We start from the raw sequence: 17,321 nt of genomic DNA, 5'->3' as shown, positions 1-17,321 counted from the left end.
GAATACCTTATGCCTGTACCCTTTCCAGCAGAAGGTCGTTCAGCTCGGCAGCTGTTGGATAAGCCTTCTGGGTGCCGCGGCGTGTAACGCTGATTGCGGCGTATCTGTTGGCATGGCTCAGAGCGGTTGGCACATCCTCGCCCTGCGTGTAGTAGTGGGCGAAAGAGCCGATGAAGGCATCGCCGGCGCCAGTGGTATCCACGGCTTCAACCGTGACCGCAGGCACCAGCAGCTCCTGGTCAGCGCTGACCCATAGGGCGCCCTTGCCGCCCATGGTGACAATCAGGTTGCCCACCCCACGCCTGACCAAGTTCCGTGCTGCGGCCTTGATCTCGTCCAATGTCCCTGTGGGCATTCCAGTGAGCGTGGCCAGCTCGGTCTCATTCGGCGCGAAGAAGGCCACCCTGGAAACGTAGTCGATGTTCAGATCATCATTGGCTGGCGCAGGATTCAGCAGGACAGGCACGCCGTACTCCTCTGCCAGTTCGATGGCATGATAGTTGGTCTCCAAGGCGATCTCCTGTTGGAGAACGACCAGTTTCGACCCCTCGATCAGGTCTTTTTTATCGTCCAGGGCAGCAGGTGTGAGCTGCTTGTTGGCGCCTTTGACGATCAGGATCCGATTGTCGCCGCTGGTGTCCACAAAGATCGGCGCCACGCCGCTGCTTCCATCGGCGATGCCGATCCCATCGGCCCTGATGCCGTTGCTGCGATAGTTCTCCAGCTGCTGTCTGCCGAATTCGTCCCTGCCGACCATGGTGATGAAGTTGACCTGTGAACCCAGGCGGGCGGCGGCGATGGCCTGGTTGGCCCCCTTGCCGCCGAATCCCATCTCGAATTCAGGAGCTTCCACAGTCTCCCCTTCCACCGGCATGCGATCGACAAAGGTGGTCAGCTCATACATATTGGAGCCGATGACGGTGATGTCAGCCATAATGTTCTTTACCTTTCCAGGCCGGTGGTTACCAGGAATGAGCGTGTTTCCTGGGGCTTCAGGTGGATCAGGGTGCCTGCCTTCTCAGCGGCGGCGCGGCCCTCGGGTGTGCTGGTGCCGGGCAGTGCAAAGGCTGCTACCTGCTGATCGGCGTTGTACAGGATCCAGCGGGTGACGATGGGGAATTGTTCCGTGCTGAACCGTGTCAGGAAGTTGTGTTCGGCTTTCAAATGGAGCCGGAACTCGGCCATATCGGTAAACTTGGTCAGATTCTGGGAGAAGAAGACGATTTCAGGATCGTAGTGGCTCTCGTCGTTCAGGTCGTTGATCAGATCACCGCTGGCCTTGAGCTCTTCGTTGTAGGCCAGCCACTGCGGGGTGGGATGGACATGGGCGGGAACGGTCTGGCGCAGACGGAAAGCCTCGTCAGGCACGTTCTGCTCCATATGCCCGTCATGCACGTAGGCATAGTTCATATGGCACATGTATTGCAGAGGCATGGTCTGGTAGTTGGAGAGGTTGGTGACCTCCAGGCCGATGTCGAAAAGACCGGAATCCGTGTGCAATGTTACGGATGGCCTACTCAGGTAGTGGTCGCCGAACCCTTTGACATATTCGAATTGCCCATGTATTGACATGGTTCCATCTCCGAATTCCAGCCAGGCACTGTCCATGCGGCTGGTCGGAGCCTCGCCGTGGAGTTGGTAGTCGTCCTCCGGGGCCGGGGTTCCGCCGCCAAGGAGCCCTGACGTGAACTGGAAGCAGCCGTAGGTATCTGCTATGGCGGTGCCGGGCAGGGGCTGCGAGAACATGTCCTTCATCTTCAGGCTGATGGAGTCGAAGACCGCATCCCAGATGATCAGGCCCATATAGGGCAGGACGGTGAGCTGGCCGCGGGAGTTCTCCATGCGGAGCGCTTCAACTCCTGACGGGTAGGTGAAGGTGACGGCTTTGAAATCATCGTCCTGATAGAGGGTGAATTCGGCCGGGCTGAACATGTCATGATTGAGGTGAAGTTGTTGCATGATTGGTTTTCCTTTCATTGGTTTTTCTCAGCGCCTTCAGCCTTGAAAGCGCGCATCTTTGCTGTGGAATAGACGCAGACGACCGCGAAGCAGACCACATCGACGAGGAAGGACAGGGACATGTTCGAGATATCCGCGACGAATCCCTGCGCTACAGGGATGAAGGCCCCGCCCACGATGGACATGACGATGATGGCTCCCGCTGTTTCCGTGTGGCGTTTGTCGGTCACCGTATCCAAAGTCTGGGAGTAGATGGTGGCCCAGCAGGGTCCGAACAGGCCCGAGACGATGATGGCCGCATAGACGGCGCTCATGTTGCGCACGAGGAGGATGTAGACCAGGGCAGCCAATCCGAATGCCGAGAACCACTGCAGGACCCGGGAGGGGTGCATGGACTTCATCATGAAGTTGGCGATCACCTTGCCTATGAAGAAGGCCGCATAGCTGTAGACCATGAAGGTCGATGCCGAGCGCTCGTTGATCGAGGAATTGAGCTCCATGGCCAGCCTGATGGTGAAGGACCACACGGCCGTCTGCATGCCCACATACATGAACTCGGTGAAAATGCCCCAAAGGAAGCGGCGATTGTGCGCAAGATAGACCAGAGTTTCACCGATGCGCGCCTGAGGCTGCTGTTTGGTCGGATCCACCTTGGGCTTGCCTGAGGGGAATTGCGTCAGTGCGAAGAGCACCAGGGCGACCAAGAGGACGAAGATGATGTACTTGTAGGGCAGCAGCGTATGTTGAAGAGCGCGCTCGCCGAAGGCGATGCGGGCCTGTCCGTGAAGTCCCTTCATCTGCCTTTCCAGGCTTTGGCCGGCACCGAAGATCAGATATTTACCCAGCAGTATGCCGGCTATGGCACCCAAGGGGTAAAAGGTTTCAGAGATGTTCAGCCGCAGGGTGGAATACTTCTTCGGGCCCATTAGTGAGCTGAAGGTGTTGGCCGAGGTCTCCAGGAAGCTCAAGCCGCAGGCCAAGGCGAACAGGGCGATCAGGAAGAAGCCATAGGTGGCCATGCGCGAGGCGGGGAAGAAGATCGAGCATCCGATGGTATACAGGGAAAGGCCGATCATGATGGCGACCTTGTATGAGGTCTTCTTGATGATAAGCGAAGCCGGTATGGCAATCAGAAAGTATCCCAGATAGAAGGCCGTCTGCACAAAGGCGCTGGCAACATTGGACAGCGTGAAGATGGTTTTGAATTGGGTTATGAGTATGTCATTGAGACTGGCGGCTGCTCCCCAAAGGGGGAATAGGCATGAGAGGAGGATGTACTGGAGCATGGGCGTCCTGTCCAGGTATCCATCATCCAATTCCTGTGCGTGCAGTTTGAACAGATGAAAGGTTGGCGATTGCATGAACCCCTCCTTGGGTTTGCATTCGGCGGCCGCTGCGTTGTGTCCGCCGAGAATATAAGAGTCGGCCCGGGGGCTGGCCCCCGGATGCCGAAGTCAGGCCTTGCCGATGATGGCCATGCTGGAGCTGGTGCCCAATCGTTCGGCACCTGCCTTGATCAGAGCCTCGGCCTCCTGCCGGGTGTGAATGCCGCCGGCGGCTTTGATGTGGATTCTTCCCTTGACTGCTTCTTTGATGACTTCAATGTCGTGCACACTGGCGCCACGGCTGGCGAATCCGGTGGATGTTTTGACGAAGTCGGCGCCTGCGTCGGCCACCAGCGTGCTGGCCCTTGCGATCTGCTCATCGCTGAGCAGGGCAGTCTCGATGATGACCTTGACTACTTTTCCTGCCTGGTGGACGGCTTCGACGACAGCACGAATGTCCTTGGCAACCAGGTCTTCCCGGCCACCTGCCATTTCGCCGATGTTGATCACCATATCCAGTTCATCGGCACCGTTCGCGATGGCTTCCTGGGTTTCGGCGACCTTAGTTGCCGTGGTGTTGGCGCCCAAGGGGAAGCCGATGACGCAGGCAGTCAGGACATCCGACCCCTTGACCCGCTCATGGACGTGGGAAACCCAGTAGGGATTGACCATGACCGAATAGAAATGGTTGTCCAAAGCTTCGTCGATGACCTTGTCGATCTGCGCCAGCGTTGCGTCCGGCTTGAGCAGTGTGTGATCGATGAGGCGGTTGATCTGCATGGTTGTTACCTCCTTGTGGGCCTCACTGTAACAGTGAATGCACAGAAGTAAAATGCTAAGATGAACATATGTTCAAAAATGGATGCTCAATCGCCGGCAGGCCGTGAAGCTCTTTGGCATGCTGGTTCCACACGACTGGGAGAAAGGGAAGGTTCATGATCGACGATGAACAGCACAGGAATCAAGCGGTCACGGTCTGCCACTGGTACTACGAGGAAGGCCTAGGGCAGAGCGCCATCGCGCGCAGGTTGAACGTTTCCCGTCCCACGGTTTCGCGTCTTCTGGCATTCGCCAGGCAGGAGGGGCTGGTCCGCGTGCTCATCACTGATCCCCAGGCTGATCTGCAGTCCCTGGCCAGAAAGCTCAAGGTGGCTTTCGGCCTGCGCGAGGTCAGACTGGCCTATGACTCGACCGGCGATGAAGATGCCATCAGGGACAAGCTGGGCACGGTTACAGCAGATTACCTGGCTGAGATCGTCGGCGATCACGACCGGCTGGGCATCAGTTGGGGGAGAACCCTCAAGGCCGTAGCCGATCATCTGCGGCCCAATGAGCACAAGGATGTATCGGTGGTGCAGCTGAAGGGGAGTGTCTCCGCGTCCGATTTCAATAACTATGCCGCGGATATCGCCCTGAAATTCGGCATGGCCTTCGGCACCACCACTACTGTGCTGCCCTTGCCGGTCATTTTCGACAATGCCTTGACTCGGGACATTGTGCTCAAGGATCGTTTCATAGACGAGATTGTTCGTCAGGGGGAACGGACCGATATCGCCGTGTTCACCTGCGGAACCGTTCGTGACGATGCCATGCTTTTCAAACTGGGATATCTCTCCCGCAGAGAGATCACCATGCTGCAGCATAAGGCTGTCGGCGATGTGCTTTCACGGTTCATCGCTGCCGACGGCTCCATCGCGGATGATGGCATTGACGCGAGAACGGTGGGGATACAGCTTGATCGGTTGCGCAAGAAGCCATGCTCCATATTGGTGGCGGGAGGGCCTTCCAAGATCGCATCCATGCGTGCGGCGCTTCTCGGCGGCTATGCCAACGTGCTGATTACGGATTCCCAGGCTGCCATGCGTCTGCTTGAGGAATGAGCGGGTCTCTGCAATTAAGGGGGTTACGCCGTCTGGTGTGGCTCTTCAGATGCCTATCGTGTCCATAATCACGCAATGGCTTGGTCAAATAATGGTCGCCTTTTTGGATTGCTGAAATTTCGCTGTACGCTAATTGCTAATGCTGATTGTAGATTCCGCAGGAGGTTTCAGCATGCAGGGCACACGATTTACCTATTGGTGGCACGGATTCGATCTGTGACGCCGCGTGCCTTGTAGGAACGGTTGCACGGATCGGAACCCACCGGCCCTGCAGTCGTCGACAGCATTTCCCGTGCATCGTCACCGCATAGTCGGTAGGGCAGCACCAGCGACAATGGTTGTAGTAACCGCATGGGAAAGGACAAGCCAATGACATTGGCGGATCATATGAATGCCAGGGTCAAAGCTCTGGCGCCGAGCGACATTCTCGAGTTCAACAAGGAGATCGCCGGAATAGACGGCATCGTGAAGCTGACTTTGGGGGAGCCGGACTTCTTCACCCCTGAGCACGTCAAGCAGGCGGGCATTCAGGCCATCCAGGACAACCGCAGTCATTACACCGAAAGTCGCGGTATGCCCAGCCTTCGCAAGGCTGCGGCCGACTATCTTCAGGCCAAGTACGGGCTGGACTACGACCCTGACACGCAAATAGTAATTACAGCCGGAGCCACCGGGGGCATCTTCTCGGGCCTGACCGCCATGATCAACCCGGGGGATACGGTCATCCTGCCCACGCCCATCTTTCCGCTCTACATCCCCATTGCCCAGCTGAGCGGTTCCAGGACCGTCTTCGTCGACACCTCCGATGACGGCTTCATTCTCAAGCCGGACAAGCTGGAGGCCGCCATCGAAAACAGCGATGGTCCGGTCAAGGCCCTGGTGCTCAACTATCCGACCAACCCCACCGGGGTGACCTATGCCCGAGAGGATCTGGAGGCTCTGGCTCAAGTGGCGCGCAAGCACGGCTTCTTTGTGCTCAGCGATGAGATCTACGCCGAGTTGACCTACCAGGGCACCCATGTGTCCATGGGCACCATCCTGCCCGAGCAGACGGTCGTGCTTGGCGGGGTTTCCAAATCCCATGCCATGACTGGATGGCGGGTCGGCGTCGCCGCTGGCCCGGCCGATGTCATTGACCAGATCAGCAAGGTCAACGAGTTCAGCATCACTTCCGTGACCACCAATGCCCAGTATGCGGCCCAGGAGGCTCTGACCAAGGGGATGAATGACACGGATCCGATGCGCGAGGCCTACCGCAAGCGGCGGGACTATCTGGTCAAGGCCTTGCCCGAGGTCGGTCTGGATGTGATCGATCCCAAGGGCGCCTTCTATATCTTCGCCCGACTGCCCGAGGGCATGCGCGACAGCTGGAGCTTCGTCTACGACCTGGCTCGTAAGGCCAAGGTGGCGGTAATCCCCGGAGCCAGCTTCGGGCCCGGGGGAGAAGGCTACGTCCGCATCTCCTATGCCGCCTCCATGGAGGATCTGCATACCGCCGTGGAGCGGATCGGCGACTATATGCGCGCTCAAAATCGCGGCTGACCCAACCGGCGATCCATCCGACAGCCACCATCTGACAACCATCAACGAAGACAGTTACCAAGGACTAGAAAATGACTAGCATTCTCATGTATTCAGTACGCCCTGACGAGCAGGAGGCCATTCAGGCCTGGGCGCAAGCCAATGACATTCAGGTAGATACCACTGACCACGATCTGGGGATGAAGACCGTGGACATGATCAAGGGATACGACGGCATCGTCATCCAGCAGCACGCGGCCCTGCCCGAGCCCGAGCTCTACCAGCGGCTCAAGGACTATGGCCTCAAGCAGCTGACCCTGCGGATCACCGGCTATGACATCGTCAACCTGCAGGCCGCTCGGGAGAACGGGCTGGTCGTCACCAACGTGCCTGCCTACTCGCCCCGGTCGGTCTCCGAACTGGTCCTGGCCCAGGTCATGCGCCTGGTCCGGCATCTGGGGGAGGCCAGCGCTCGCGAGGCCAAGGACGACTATACCTGGGATGGGCTTCAGGCCCATGAGATCCACAACCTGACCGTGGGGATCATCGGAGCCGGCAAGATCGGATCGGCAGTGGCCAGGATCTTCCGGGCCCTGGGCTCCACCGTCATCGCCAACGATCCGGTCCACCGCCCCGAGCTGGCGGACACCCTGGATTACGTGGATCTGCCCACGCTTCTGAAGCGGGCCGACATCGTCACCGTTCATACGCCGCTGGACGAGACCACCCACCATCTGATCAACGCGCAGGCCTTGGATGCCATGAAGCCCTCGGCCTTCCTGATCAACGCGGCCCGCGGTCCCATTGTGGACACCCCGGCACTGATCAAGGCCCTGCAGACCAAGTCCATCGCCGGTGCCGCCATCGACACCATCGAGGGGGAGGCCGGCATCTTCGAAAAGGATTTGAGCGGAACCAAGGTCGACAACCAGGCCCTGGAGACCCTCAAGGCCATGCCCAATGTGGAGGTCTCGCCCCACATCGGCTTCTACACCGATGCCGCCGTGAACGCCATGGTCAACATCTCCCTGAACGACGTGAAGACCATTCTGGAGGGCGGCACTAGCGAGCATCAGGTGGACTGAGTCCATTGTTTATGCGACCCGGACAGGGCGCCGACCTGCTCAGTCGGTATTCTGAGCAAAGGTGATGGTGCCCTGGTCCGGGTCCATGCTTTCCACGATGGCCAGGGACTTGAGGTTGTAGCCCTCTTTGCGCAGGGTGCGGCCGCCCTCCTGGAAGCCCTTCTCCACGGCGATGCCGATGCCCTCGATGACGACCTTGGCATCGTGGCAGATGTCGATCAGACCGTGCAGGGCGTTGCCCTTGGCCAGGAAGTCGTCAAGGATCAGCACATGCTCGCCCTCCTTGAGGAAGCGCTTGGCCACGATGACGGGGTACTCACGCTGCTTGGTGAAGGAGTAGATGCGGGCCGTGTACTGGTCGCCGTCAAGGTTGATGGACTGGGTCTTCTTGGCGAAGACCACCGGCACGTCCCCGAAGTGGCGGGCGGCCAGGCAGGCGATGCCGATGCCGGATGCCTCGATGGTCAGAATCTTGTCGATCTGGTGTCCAGCGAACAGGCGGGCCCATTCAGCGCCCATGTGGTCGAAGAGCCGCACGTCGCACTGATGGTTGAGGAAGGCGTCCACCTTGAGTACATTGCCAGGCTTGACCGTGCCCTGGCGGCGGATTCGCTCCTCAAGTTCCTGCATGTCATCGTCCTTGTCGTCATGAATGCGGGGCCCCTATGGTCCCGACGGATAGACACCAAGATAACCCGGTTCTGGGACTGTGGCCCGGCTGCCCTGGTCCGCCAGGTTTCACCTCCAGCGGATTGGAGTGTCTTCCTGGCGTGTCAGCCCGTCAATCCGCGGATTCAAGGCCCTGACTGTTACAGTGAAAATTGACCGCAATGGTCACGCATCGTCACGGTGCGTTCAAGGACCTAAGGAGGACCATATGGGGATTCTGGATGATGCAAAGGATGCCATGAAGTCTGCCGGCGAGAAGATTTCCGATGTCGCTGGCGATGTAAAAGACACCGTTATGGACAAGGCATCCGATGCCAAGGACGCCGTTGCCGATAAGATGGGCGACGCCAAGGACGCTGCCCAGGACAAGATGGGCGACGCCAAGGACGCCGCCTCCGACAAGATGGACCAGGCCAAGGCCGATGCCAAGGTCGGCAAGGCCAAGGCTGAGCAGGGCGCCACCGAGGCTGTCAACAACGCCAAGGACCAAGTGCGCAACTGACTGGGTCATCTCGACTTCCCCGACGAAACCCCGTTCGCTTTCCCTATTCTCAAGGCGGACGGGGTCTTTTATGTCTGCTGGTACGTCTGCCGGCTAACCCATGAGCCAAGATCGATGACACCGCTTTGTGGTAGAAATAGTTGTCTGCCGGGTGTGCGCCATCCGGCCTGAGACGGTGACCGAGACCAGATGGCAAGAGGTGGCTTGTGAACGAGGAACCGGACTTGATCCAGCGCAGCGCCAAGGAGCTGCTCAAGGGGCTCAACGATCGACAGGCCGAGGCGGTTCAATACCAGGGCCCGGCCCTGCTGATCGGAGCAGGCGCAGGCTCGGGCAAAACCAGGGTGCTGACCCGCAGAATCGCCTGGATCCTCAGTCAGTTCGGCGCCTGGCCCAGCCAGATTCTGGCCATCACCTTCACCAACAAGGCGGCCTCCGAGATGCGTGAACGTCTGCGCAGGCTGATCGGGCCCGTGGCCGACCGCATGTGGGTGTCCACCTTCCACTCGGCCTGCGTGCGCATCCTGAGGCGGGATGGCAAGGAGATCGGCCTGCGATCAGGCTTCACCATCTATGACACGGCCGATTCCGAACGCCTGATCAAACTGATCGGCAAGGATCTCAACATCGATCTGAAGCGATACACCCCCAGAAACATTCTGAGCCACATCTCCGACTACAAGAACAACCTGCAGGATTGGCGCACACAGCTGCAGGAGTACGCCCCTGACTACCGGCCCGGGCAGCGCGGCCAGCAGATCACCGCCCGCTTCGGCAACGAGGAGGAGCTCTACTCCGTGGTCTACGCCGAGTACGAGCATCGGCTGGCTCAGGCCAACGCGGTCGACTTCGACGATCTGATCGTACGCACGGTCCAGCTGCTCCAGCAGTCCCCAATGGTGGCCCAGTATTACCACCATCGATTCCGCTACGTGCTGGTGGACGAGTACCAGGACACCAACCATGCCCAGTATGTGCTCATGCGCGAGCTGGCCGGTGCCGATGCCGACAAGCAGGACCAGGCCTGGATCACCGTGGTGGGCGATTCGGATCAGTCCATCTATGCCTTCCGAGGGGCTGACATCAGCAACATCAGGGACTTCGAGAAGGATTTCCCCGGAGCCCGGACCATCCTTCTGGAGCAGAACTACCGCTCCACCCAGACCATACTTGACGCTGCCAATGCCATCATCGTCAAGAACGAGGGCCGCAAGCCCAAGAAGCTCTGGACAGCCCTGGGCAAGGGGGAGCCCATCGTGGGCTATGCCGCCGACAATGCCCAGCAGGAGGCCGCCTGGATCGCCACCGAGATCGCCCGGCTGCGCAGCGAGGAGGGCATTCCATACTCCGACATGGCCATCATGTACCGGGCCAACGCCCAGTCCCGCGCCCTGGAGGAGGGGTTGATCAACGCCGGCCTGCCGTATCAGCTGGTGGGCGGGACCCGCTTCTACGAGCGCAAGGAGATCAAGGACGCCCTGGCCTACCTGCACGCCATCGCCAATCCCCAGGACGATGTGAACATGCGGCGGATACTCAACGTGCCCAAACGCGGCCTGGCCGCACGTGCCGAGGCCGCTGCGACCTCCTATGGGGATCTGCATCAGGTCTCCTTCTGGGAGGGGGTGCAGCATATCGAGGAGGTGCCCGGTGCCTCCACTCTGATGGTCAAGCGGATGAAGGCCTTCAGGGATCTGATTACCTCCCTGACCGACTTCGCCGCAGAACACGATACCAAGCCGTCTCAGATTGTTGAGAAGGTTCTGGAGGAGTCCGGCATGCTGGACGAGCTGCGCAAGTCGGTCGATCCGCAGGATGCCTCCAGGCTGGAGAACCTTGGCCAGCTGCAGTCCGTGGCCGCCGAATTTGAGCAGAAGACTCCCGACGCTACGCTGGCGGGCTTCCTGGAGACCACGGCACTGGTAGCCGACTCGGACCAGCTACCAGGCTTGGGCGACGACTCGGGCAAGGTGACGCTGATGACCCTGCATACGGCCAAGGGCCTGGAGTATCCGGTGGTCTTCCTGACCGGCATGGAACAGGGAACCTTCCCGCACGCTCGCTGCCTTGAGGATACCGATGAGATGCAGGAGGAGCGTCGACTGGCCTATGTGGGCGTGACCCGTGCCAAGAGGCGTCTCTACCTGACCCGGGCGGCCGTCCGCTCACAGTGGGGGCAGGTCAACGAGATGCTGCCCAGCCAGTTCCTCGACGACATCCCTGACGAACTGATCGACTGGAAGCGTAGGCAGGCCGGCAACGAGCGGATGCGCGCAGGCTGGGACCTGGGTGACGACGAAGACGAATTCGGCGGCTTCGAGGATGAAAGCGACGGTCGCGCATTCGGTCATCGTTCATTCGGCGGGTTCGGCTCCGGCTTTGGTTCGGCACGCAATGGATACGGGCGCTCGCGGACCTCCTCACAGCGCTCGTTCGGATCATCAGGATATGGCTCTCGTAGCTCCTCCAGAAATGGAAGGGTCACGACCCGGCGGAGCACGACAAGCTCGTCGTCAACCTCACACGCTGGCAGGGCCTCGGCCCAGCCCAAGTCGAACGGACTGTCCATTCAGGACTTCTCCCTGGGTGACAGGGTGGCCCATGACCAGTATGGCCTGGGCAAGGTAGTCGATATTCAGGACAAGGGGCATAACTCGGTTCTGACCGTAGACTTCGGTTCCGAGGGGACCAAGAGGCTGATGCTGCGCTTGGCGCCGATCGAAAAGCTCTAAAGGATCGAGACTCCAAAAACTGTATGCTCACGACTCTTGTGAGGACAGCCATTCTACAGCGAGCTGGGTGCGGTTTGCCAGGTTGGTCTTGGCCAGGATGGCTGAGATGTGATTGCGGATGGTGCCCTCGCTCAGGTAGAGCCGCCTGGCGATGGCCTGGTTGTCGAGGCCGTCGGCCACCAGAGCGACGATTTCACGTTCGCGGTCAGTCAGGGTTTGGAAGCGCCGGGGAACAGACTCAGCTGTATCCTTTGTATCCTTTTGCGCCTGCTCCTCCTGTTCGCCAAGCGACAGGTTGGCAACAGCTTCAGCTCCAAGAACCGTCTGACCGGCCATGACGGCTTGGAGGGCCGGCACCACTGAGGCCACGTCCTGCTTGATCACATAACCCTTGGCACCCAAGGCCAGTGCGCGGGAAATATACTCCTTGTCTGCAAAGGTGGTCAGAAAGAGCACCCGGGCAGTCGAATCCATGGCGAGGATGTGCTCCGCCGCCTCCAGGCCGTCCATGCCAGGCATCTGCACATCGAGCAGGAGCACGTCAGGCCTTCCGCCAGCTGTCTGAAAACTCTCGAGGGCTGATTGTCCGTCATTGGCGGTCCAGAGCACATCTGCAGTACCGGTTGCCGTCAAAATCGTTGATAAGGACGAGCAGACGATCGGATCGTCATCAGCGATAGCGACTTTCATGCCATGACCTTCTTATCTTCTACATGCTCAGCTGCGCCGTGGTCGGACCAGGGTTCCTTAGGCAAGGATACGAAAACCTTCCATCCTTGTCGGTTGGGACCGCTGTTGGCCGTGCCGCCCAAGGCTCTGGCCCTGGCTTCCATATCGGCTAGCCCCATGCCCCGCTGGAGCTCTGGCTCCTTTGGGTGTGAGCTGTCAGGCTGCGATTGCTGAATGCCGCCGTCGTCCTGCACCACCATCTGCCAGAAGGCTGGAAGGTCGCGCAGAATGACCTGCGCTGAACTCGCCGAAGAATGGCGGACCGTGTTGGTAAGGGCCTCGCGGACGATGGTGGCCAGGCAGCGGCACACTGGCGCAGGAGCTGTCTCGATGCCGTTGTTCAGATCGACCTGCAACCGCCCCATAGAAGCCTCGGAGCTGGCATCCTCCATCTGGGATGCGAAGTCGGTGCCTTCATCCTCCAAGTCATGCACCGAACGGCGGATTGTGGTCATGGCCTCGTCCAGGGTCTTGCCGACATCATCCAGTATCCGCTCGGTACTCTGATTGCCCTTGCTTTGCGCAACCACACGGCCAGCCTGGATCTGCATGATGGCTCGGGTGAGCAGGTGGCCCACATTGTCATGAATATCCCGAGCGATCCGGGTCCGCTCGGATAAGTGCGCCATCCGGGTCGCCTGGGCCCGCTCTTCGTCCAAGTCGTTGATGCGGCCGTGCAGTTGGCGAATCCGGTAGCGCTCGGTGTCTTCAATCTGCCAGACACGACCCTTAGCCACGGCCAAGTGTGCACATGCCAGTCCGCCGGCTTGTGCCAGTGTTGAGATCAGCAAAGCCAGCAGAGCATAGCGTTGGGCGAGGTCTGTAAACAGTATTAGGTCGACCATGGCGGGTATCAGCCAAAAGAAAGCCGGCAGCAAGGCCAGGATCAACCTGGGCCGGCCCAGCCCAGCGTTCTTGGCCTGGGAGTTGTTCATGCCGGCTGATCCGGTAGCCGGGACGGTGCTTCCGAGTCCGACCCCTGCTTCGAAGGCCAGGGCCGGCAAGAAGAAAATCCAGTCTGGAATGAACGTTGCCAAAAGCGACACCAGAGCACCGCCCCAGATGGAGCCTGGCGATGGCAGCAGCCATTCACACAGGGCTCCTGCGGCTACCGAGGCCAGGAGGCCGGCGATCAGGGTTCCTGAAAACCCTGAACCATACCATGATCCGCACAAGGTCCCCAGACCAAGCAGGACCAGCCAGCCAGCTATCCTGCCCATGAATGTCTCCTCGCCCTGTTTGCCTATTGCCTCAAATAGTAATTGTCGGGCTACCCGTTCCTGAGCCTAGGCGCAGGCAGGACCACCCATGACAAATGTCATAAGTTTTGGTTTGAGCATCCACAACATTGATGACGGCTGTCACGGTGTCGGGCCAGCCCTGGCTGGGATGATGGAATCATGAACAGTTCAGGTGAGCAAGAGCCGGCCTTGCAGGTCAGCGCATTGGTGAAGCGCTACGGTGACATGGTGGCCTTGGACCACTTCGATATGGAAGTCAGCCGAGGTGAAGTATTCGGACTGCTTGGCCCCAATGGTTCAGGCAAGTCAACCGCCATCAACTGCATCCTGGCCCTGCTCAGCTTTGAGTCGGGGACGGTTCGCATATTCGGGCAGGAGATGACCCCGACCTCCTACGACCTCAAAAGTCATATCGGCGTGGTTCCACAGAATGTGGCCGTCTTCAACGAACTGAGCGTGCAGGAGAACATCGACTATTTCTGCTCCCTCTACGTGCCCAGGAAGGCCGACCGCAGGGATCTGGTCGAGCAGGCCATTGATTTTGTGGGGCTGGGCGAATTCCGCAAGTTCCGACCCGGCAAACTGTCTGGCGGTCTGCTGCGCAGGCTCAACATCGCCTGCGGCATCGCCCATCAGCCCGACCTCATCTTCTTCGACGAGCCAACCGTCGCTGTTGACCCCCAGAGCCGCAACGCCATCCTGGAGGGCATCGAACGGCTGAATACCCAGGGGGCCACCGTGGTGTACACCAGCCATTACATGGAGGAGGTGGAGCAGATCTGTACACGGATCATGATCATGGACCACGGCCGACAGATCGCCCTGGGCACTGCCGAGGAGCTCAAGGGCATGGTCCAGGCCGGCGAGCAGGTCACCGTCGAGACCCTGGATCTTCAGGACTCCACTCTGGCCCAGATTCGTGCCCTGCCCCTGGCCCAGTCCGTCGACTATGACGGCAAGGAGCTGGTCATCCACTGCCGGCAGGGCGAGCACAACCTGCAGGATGTGCTGACGGTCCTGGAATCCACCCAGACCAGCTACGGCCACCTGACCAGCCGTCCGCCATCCCTGAACGACGTGTTCCTGGAACTGACCGGCAAGGAACTGCGCGACTGAGCGCGGTCCCCAGGCTCAATTGCCGTAAGGAGCACCTATCCATGTGGAACTCATTTCTGATCAACGTCAAAACCTCGATACGCAACACCTCCTCCCTCTTCTGGGTTCTGGCCTTCCCGGTCATTCTGGCCGCTCTGATGCTGGGCATCATGAGCAACCTGCAAGACGGTTACACTGCCGAGGCACAGCATTTCGCCATAGTTTCGGACGCCAACTGGAAAGCCAGCCCAGGTACTGATGAGTTGGTTTCATCACTATCAAAGAAGCCCAAGGCCGGGTCCGATGACACTCAGCTGCTTATCCCGACGACAGTAGCTACCAAAGCCGAAGCGAACACGCGTCTGGATAGCCGAAAGGATATTGGTTACCTGTACGCGAGCTCTGACGGACTGGTCAACATGGTCCTGTCCGACCGCGAAGCCGCCAGCATCCAATCCGATGCAACCGCCTCAGAAGGCATAGCGGTCTCCATTCTGTCCGCCTCGTTGGGCAGTTTCAACCAAGCCAACTTCGCAAGGGCAGCCATTGCCTCACCAAGCAATCAAGTTCTGCTGCAATCCGGCGGACAGACCTACACCAAGCAAATCCGCCTGACGCACATCCACCCTTCTATGACCGCGCCCTACTTCTTCGCCGTGCTCGCCATGGCCTGCCTCATCGGTGCCAGCACCGCTGCCGAGATGATAGCCAAGACTCAGCCCAACCTTTCAGCCTTGGGAGCCCGACGAGCCAGTTCTCCCAGCCCCAAGTGGCGGCAGGCAGCGGGCGCCTTCCTGGCCTCCTGGCTCTTCTCCGCAGTCAGCCTACTGGTTGCCTACATCTTCGTCCGCACAGTCTGCGGCGTGCAAACCGGTGGTCGTGACCCGATAGCCCTCATAGCTATCGCCGTAGGCACCTTTATGGCCACTGCTTTCGGCTCTATGGTGGGCGCGATTCCCAAACTCCCCACCGAGACGAAGGTTGGCCTGGTCATAGGCATCGACTGCACCCTGAGTGCCTTTATCGGCCTCTACGGCAGCCTGGCCATGGACCTGAACAACGCCATCCAGGAGCATGCTCCGATCCTTCACCTGATCAACCCGGTCAAGCAAGTCTCCAACCTTTTTTACGACATCGTCTACTACGACAGCCTGGCACCCTTCGCCCGTACCTGCGGCATTCTGGTCACTATGGCTGCCATCTTCCTGGCCATCTGTGGTCTGCTCCTAAGGAAACAACGGTATGAATACTTGTAAAACAGCACTGCGCGTCATCTGGGCGCATAAGTTCTACCTCCTCCTGTATTTGGTGGGCATGAGCCTGATCATGATTGTCATCGGTTCCACGAACATGCAGGCCGCGGTACGTGCCAATACCTCAAGCTCGGTTGGTCGCTTCGAACCTGCGCAGGCGAAAATAGTCGTCATCAACCGGGACTGCGATAACCAGGCTGGTTGCGCGATGGGCCAGGGTCTGAAGCAGTATCTGGGCAAGTCGGCCCAATTGGTGACAGTCAAAGATGAGCCTCAAGCCCTGCAGGACGCCAATGTATCCGGTAAAAGCGATTTGACCGTTATCATCCCAGCCGGATATGGCAACCGGTTCCTTGATGCGCTTGACGACACTGCTGCCCAAGCTCACAGCGGCGGTAAGACACCGAGTTTTCCTAAAGTTGAAACGGCTGCCTCCTATAATTCCAGCCGCGGCAGTCTGGCACAATTGCAGGTGGACAGTTATTTTGATGCTCTTCGTACTGCCTTGCTTACGGGTCTAGGCCAAAAAGGTTCGATGGAGCTGCATTCATCTGCGGCGGTCAAGGATGCGGCTGCCTATGCAGTGGCACATTATGCCGGCAACCAGCCGCATGTGGGCATCCATGCCAGCCCCAAGACTGATAACCATGGAGCTTTGTTGAAAGGCTTCGCTACGACAGTCGGCCTGGCCGCTTTTCCCTTGATGACAGCGCTGACGGTCTGCGTTGCCACGCTCTTCGGAGCCTTCAGTTCTCCCGACCGACATCGACGCCTGCTTGCCTCTCCAGAGCGGTCAAGCAGCCTGAATGGACAGGAGCTCATGGCAGCCCTCATTCTGGCAGGCATCTCCTGGACATACTATGTGGCACTCGTTGCCTTCAGCATGGCGGCATCGGGGGTGTCCTTGGCTTCGCTTGGCTGGGGGAGGGTGCTGCTGAGCTTTTTCGCCATGCTGGTATTCGCTGTATCGGCGGCATCCTTTGGATTCATGCTTGCTCAGTTCAATCCTTCTTCTTCGCTCATAAACTCCGTCGGGGTCACCTTCGGCCTGGTGGTTATGTTCACCTCAGGGTCAAGTTCCGGCGGCCCCCTGCCTCCGGTCATGCAGACGATCGGCAAACTGACGCCGGGCTGGTGGTACAACACTGCAGTCCAATCAATCATGGATTCGAGCGCAGCAGGCTTGGCCTCCTGGGGCCTTCCGCTGACCGTGGTTGCCTTGTTCGCGCTGGCTTATGCCTGTGTCGGCCTTATGGTCTCACGCCTGACACGCACCCGGGCCACCCTGGTCGCTCCTGTCAGCTCCGACCCCAGTATGATCGGGTAGTTT

15 protein-coding genes are annotated in these 17,321 nt (G+C 59.3%); 8 read left to right on the top strand and 7 right to left on the bottom strand.

Annotated elements, in window-relative coordinates; genetic code table 11:
* Positions 1 to 7: 7 nt before the first annotated feature.
* From rbsK to deoC, 4 genes are all read right to left on the bottom strand, one after another.
* Positions 8 to 934: a ribokinase gene (gene rbsK, locus H3T92_RS00535; RefSeq protein WP_144085662.1), complete on the bottom strand. Its 927-nt coding sequence runs from the start codon at positions 932 to 934 to the stop codon at positions 8 to 10.
* Positions 935 to 942: 8 nt separating this feature from the next.
* Positions 943 to 1,959 carry an aldose 1-epimerase family protein gene (locus H3T92_RS00530; RefSeq protein WP_198189229.1) on the bottom strand — a complete coding sequence of 339 codons (1,017 nt, stop codon included), beginning with the start codon at positions 1,957 to 1,959 and terminating at the stop codon, positions 943 to 945.
* A gap of 14 nt (positions 1,960 to 1,973) precedes the next feature.
* Entirely contained in the window at positions 1,974 to 3,320 is a 1,347-nt protein-coding gene (gene fucP / locus H3T92_RS00525) for an L-fucose:H+ symporter permease (protein ID WP_198189228.1), read from the bottom strand.
* 93 nt (positions 3,321 to 3,413) lie between these two features.
* The gene (gene deoC, locus H3T92_RS00520; protein ID WP_198189227.1) at positions 3,414 to 4,064 is read right to left on the bottom strand and encodes a deoxyribose-phosphate aldolase; all 651 of its coding nucleotides are present in this window, start codon (positions 4,062 to 4,064) and stop codon (positions 3,414 to 3,416) included.
* A 155-nt stretch (positions 4,065 to 4,219) separates the two neighbouring features.
* Here deoC and H3T92_RS00515 point away from each other — a divergent pair, with 155 nt between their 5' ends.
* The 3 genes from H3T92_RS00515 to H3T92_RS00505 all read left to right on the top strand — a co-directional run bounded on the left by H3T92_RS00515 (position 4,220) and on the right by H3T92_RS00505 (position 7,770).
* On the top strand, positions 4,220 to 5,164 hold the full coding sequence (locus tag H3T92_RS00515) for a sugar-binding transcriptional regulator (protein ID WP_198189226.1): 945 nt from the start codon (positions 4,220 to 4,222) through the stop codon (positions 5,162 to 5,164).
* Between the two features lie 369 nt (positions 5,165 to 5,533).
* Positions 5,534 to 6,706, top strand: coding sequence for an aminotransferase class I/II-fold pyridoxal phosphate-dependent enzyme (locus H3T92_RS00510; RefSeq protein WP_144085657.1), 1,173 nt, complete (start codon positions 5,534 to 5,536; stop codon positions 6,704 to 6,706).
* A 71-nt stretch (positions 6,707 to 6,777) separates the two neighbouring features.
* Positions 6,778 to 7,770: a D-2-hydroxyacid dehydrogenase gene (locus tag H3T92_RS00505; RefSeq protein ID WP_144085656.1), complete on the top strand. Its 993-nt coding sequence runs from the start codon at positions 6,778 to 6,780 to the stop codon at positions 7,768 to 7,770.
* 39 nt (positions 7,771 to 7,809) lie between these two features.
* Here H3T92_RS00505 and H3T92_RS00500 read toward each other — a convergent pair whose 3' ends face one another.
* Positions 7,810 to 8,400 (bottom strand): xanthine phosphoribosyltransferase, encoded by a 591-nt coding sequence (locus H3T92_RS00500; RefSeq protein WP_144085655.1) that lies wholly within the window; start codon positions 8,398 to 8,400, stop codon positions 7,810 to 7,812.
* A 247-nt stretch (positions 8,401 to 8,647) separates the two neighbouring features.
* On the opposite strand from H3T92_RS00500, the gene H3T92_RS00495 reads away from it, so the two are divergent.
* Complete coding sequence (locus tag H3T92_RS00495) at positions 8,648 to 8,941, top strand: hypothetical protein (protein ID WP_045924523.1); 294 nt, start codon at positions 8,648 to 8,650, stop codon at positions 8,939 to 8,941.
* 206 nt (positions 8,942 to 9,147) lie between these two features.
* Positions 9,148 to 11,673: a UvrD-helicase domain-containing protein gene (locus tag H3T92_RS00490; protein WP_144085654.1), complete on the top strand. Its 2,526-nt coding sequence runs from the start codon at positions 9,148 to 9,150 to the stop codon at positions 11,671 to 11,673.
* Between the two features lie 27 nt (positions 11,674 to 11,700).
* Here the strand turns inward: H3T92_RS00490 and H3T92_RS00485 are convergent, their stop codons facing one another.
* Together H3T92_RS00485 and H3T92_RS00480 are read right to left on the bottom strand one after the other, a co-directional pair.
* The gene (locus H3T92_RS00485; protein ID WP_144085653.1) at positions 11,701 to 12,363 is read right to left on the bottom strand and encodes a response regulator transcription factor; all 663 of its coding nucleotides are present in this window, start codon (positions 12,361 to 12,363) and stop codon (positions 11,701 to 11,703) included.
* Entirely contained in the window at positions 12,360 to 13,622 is a 1,263-nt protein-coding gene (locus H3T92_RS00480; protein WP_198189225.1) for a sensor histidine kinase, read from the bottom strand. Before H3T92_RS00480 ends, H3T92_RS00485 begins: the two co-directional genes overlap by 4 nt.
* Positions 13,623 to 13,802: 180 nt before the next feature.
* Here H3T92_RS00480 and H3T92_RS00475 point away from each other — a divergent pair, with 180 nt between their 5' ends.
* Genes H3T92_RS00475 through H3T92_RS00465 form a run of 3 tightly spaced genes read left to right on the top strand, consistent with a single transcriptional unit; the run spans position 13,803 to position 17,318 of the window.
* On the top strand, positions 13,803 to 14,759 hold the full coding sequence (locus H3T92_RS00475) for an ABC transporter ATP-binding protein (RefSeq protein WP_144085651.1): 957 nt from the start codon (positions 13,803 to 13,805) through the stop codon (positions 14,757 to 14,759).
* Between the two features lie 41 nt (positions 14,760 to 14,800).
* On the top strand, positions 14,801 to 15,994 hold the full coding sequence (locus H3T92_RS00470; RefSeq protein ID WP_144085650.1) for an ABC transporter permease: 1,194 nt from the start codon (positions 14,801 to 14,803) through the stop codon (positions 15,992 to 15,994).
* Positions 15,981 to 17,318 (top strand): ABC transporter permease, encoded by a 1,338-nt coding sequence (locus H3T92_RS00465; RefSeq protein ID WP_144085649.1) that lies wholly within the window; start codon positions 15,981 to 15,983, stop codon positions 17,316 to 17,318. The genes H3T92_RS00470 and H3T92_RS00465 overlap by 14 nt, the downstream gene beginning before the upstream one ends.
* The last annotated feature ends 3 nt before the right edge of the window (positions 17,319 to 17,321 follow it).

The organism is Bifidobacterium sp. W8112 (assembly GCF_016101425.1).
Classification (GTDB): Bacteria; Actinomycetota; Actinomycetes; order Actinomycetales; family Bifidobacteriaceae; genus Bombiscardovia; species Bombiscardovia apousia.
This window is presented reverse-complemented; position numbering and strand designations above follow the sequence as displayed.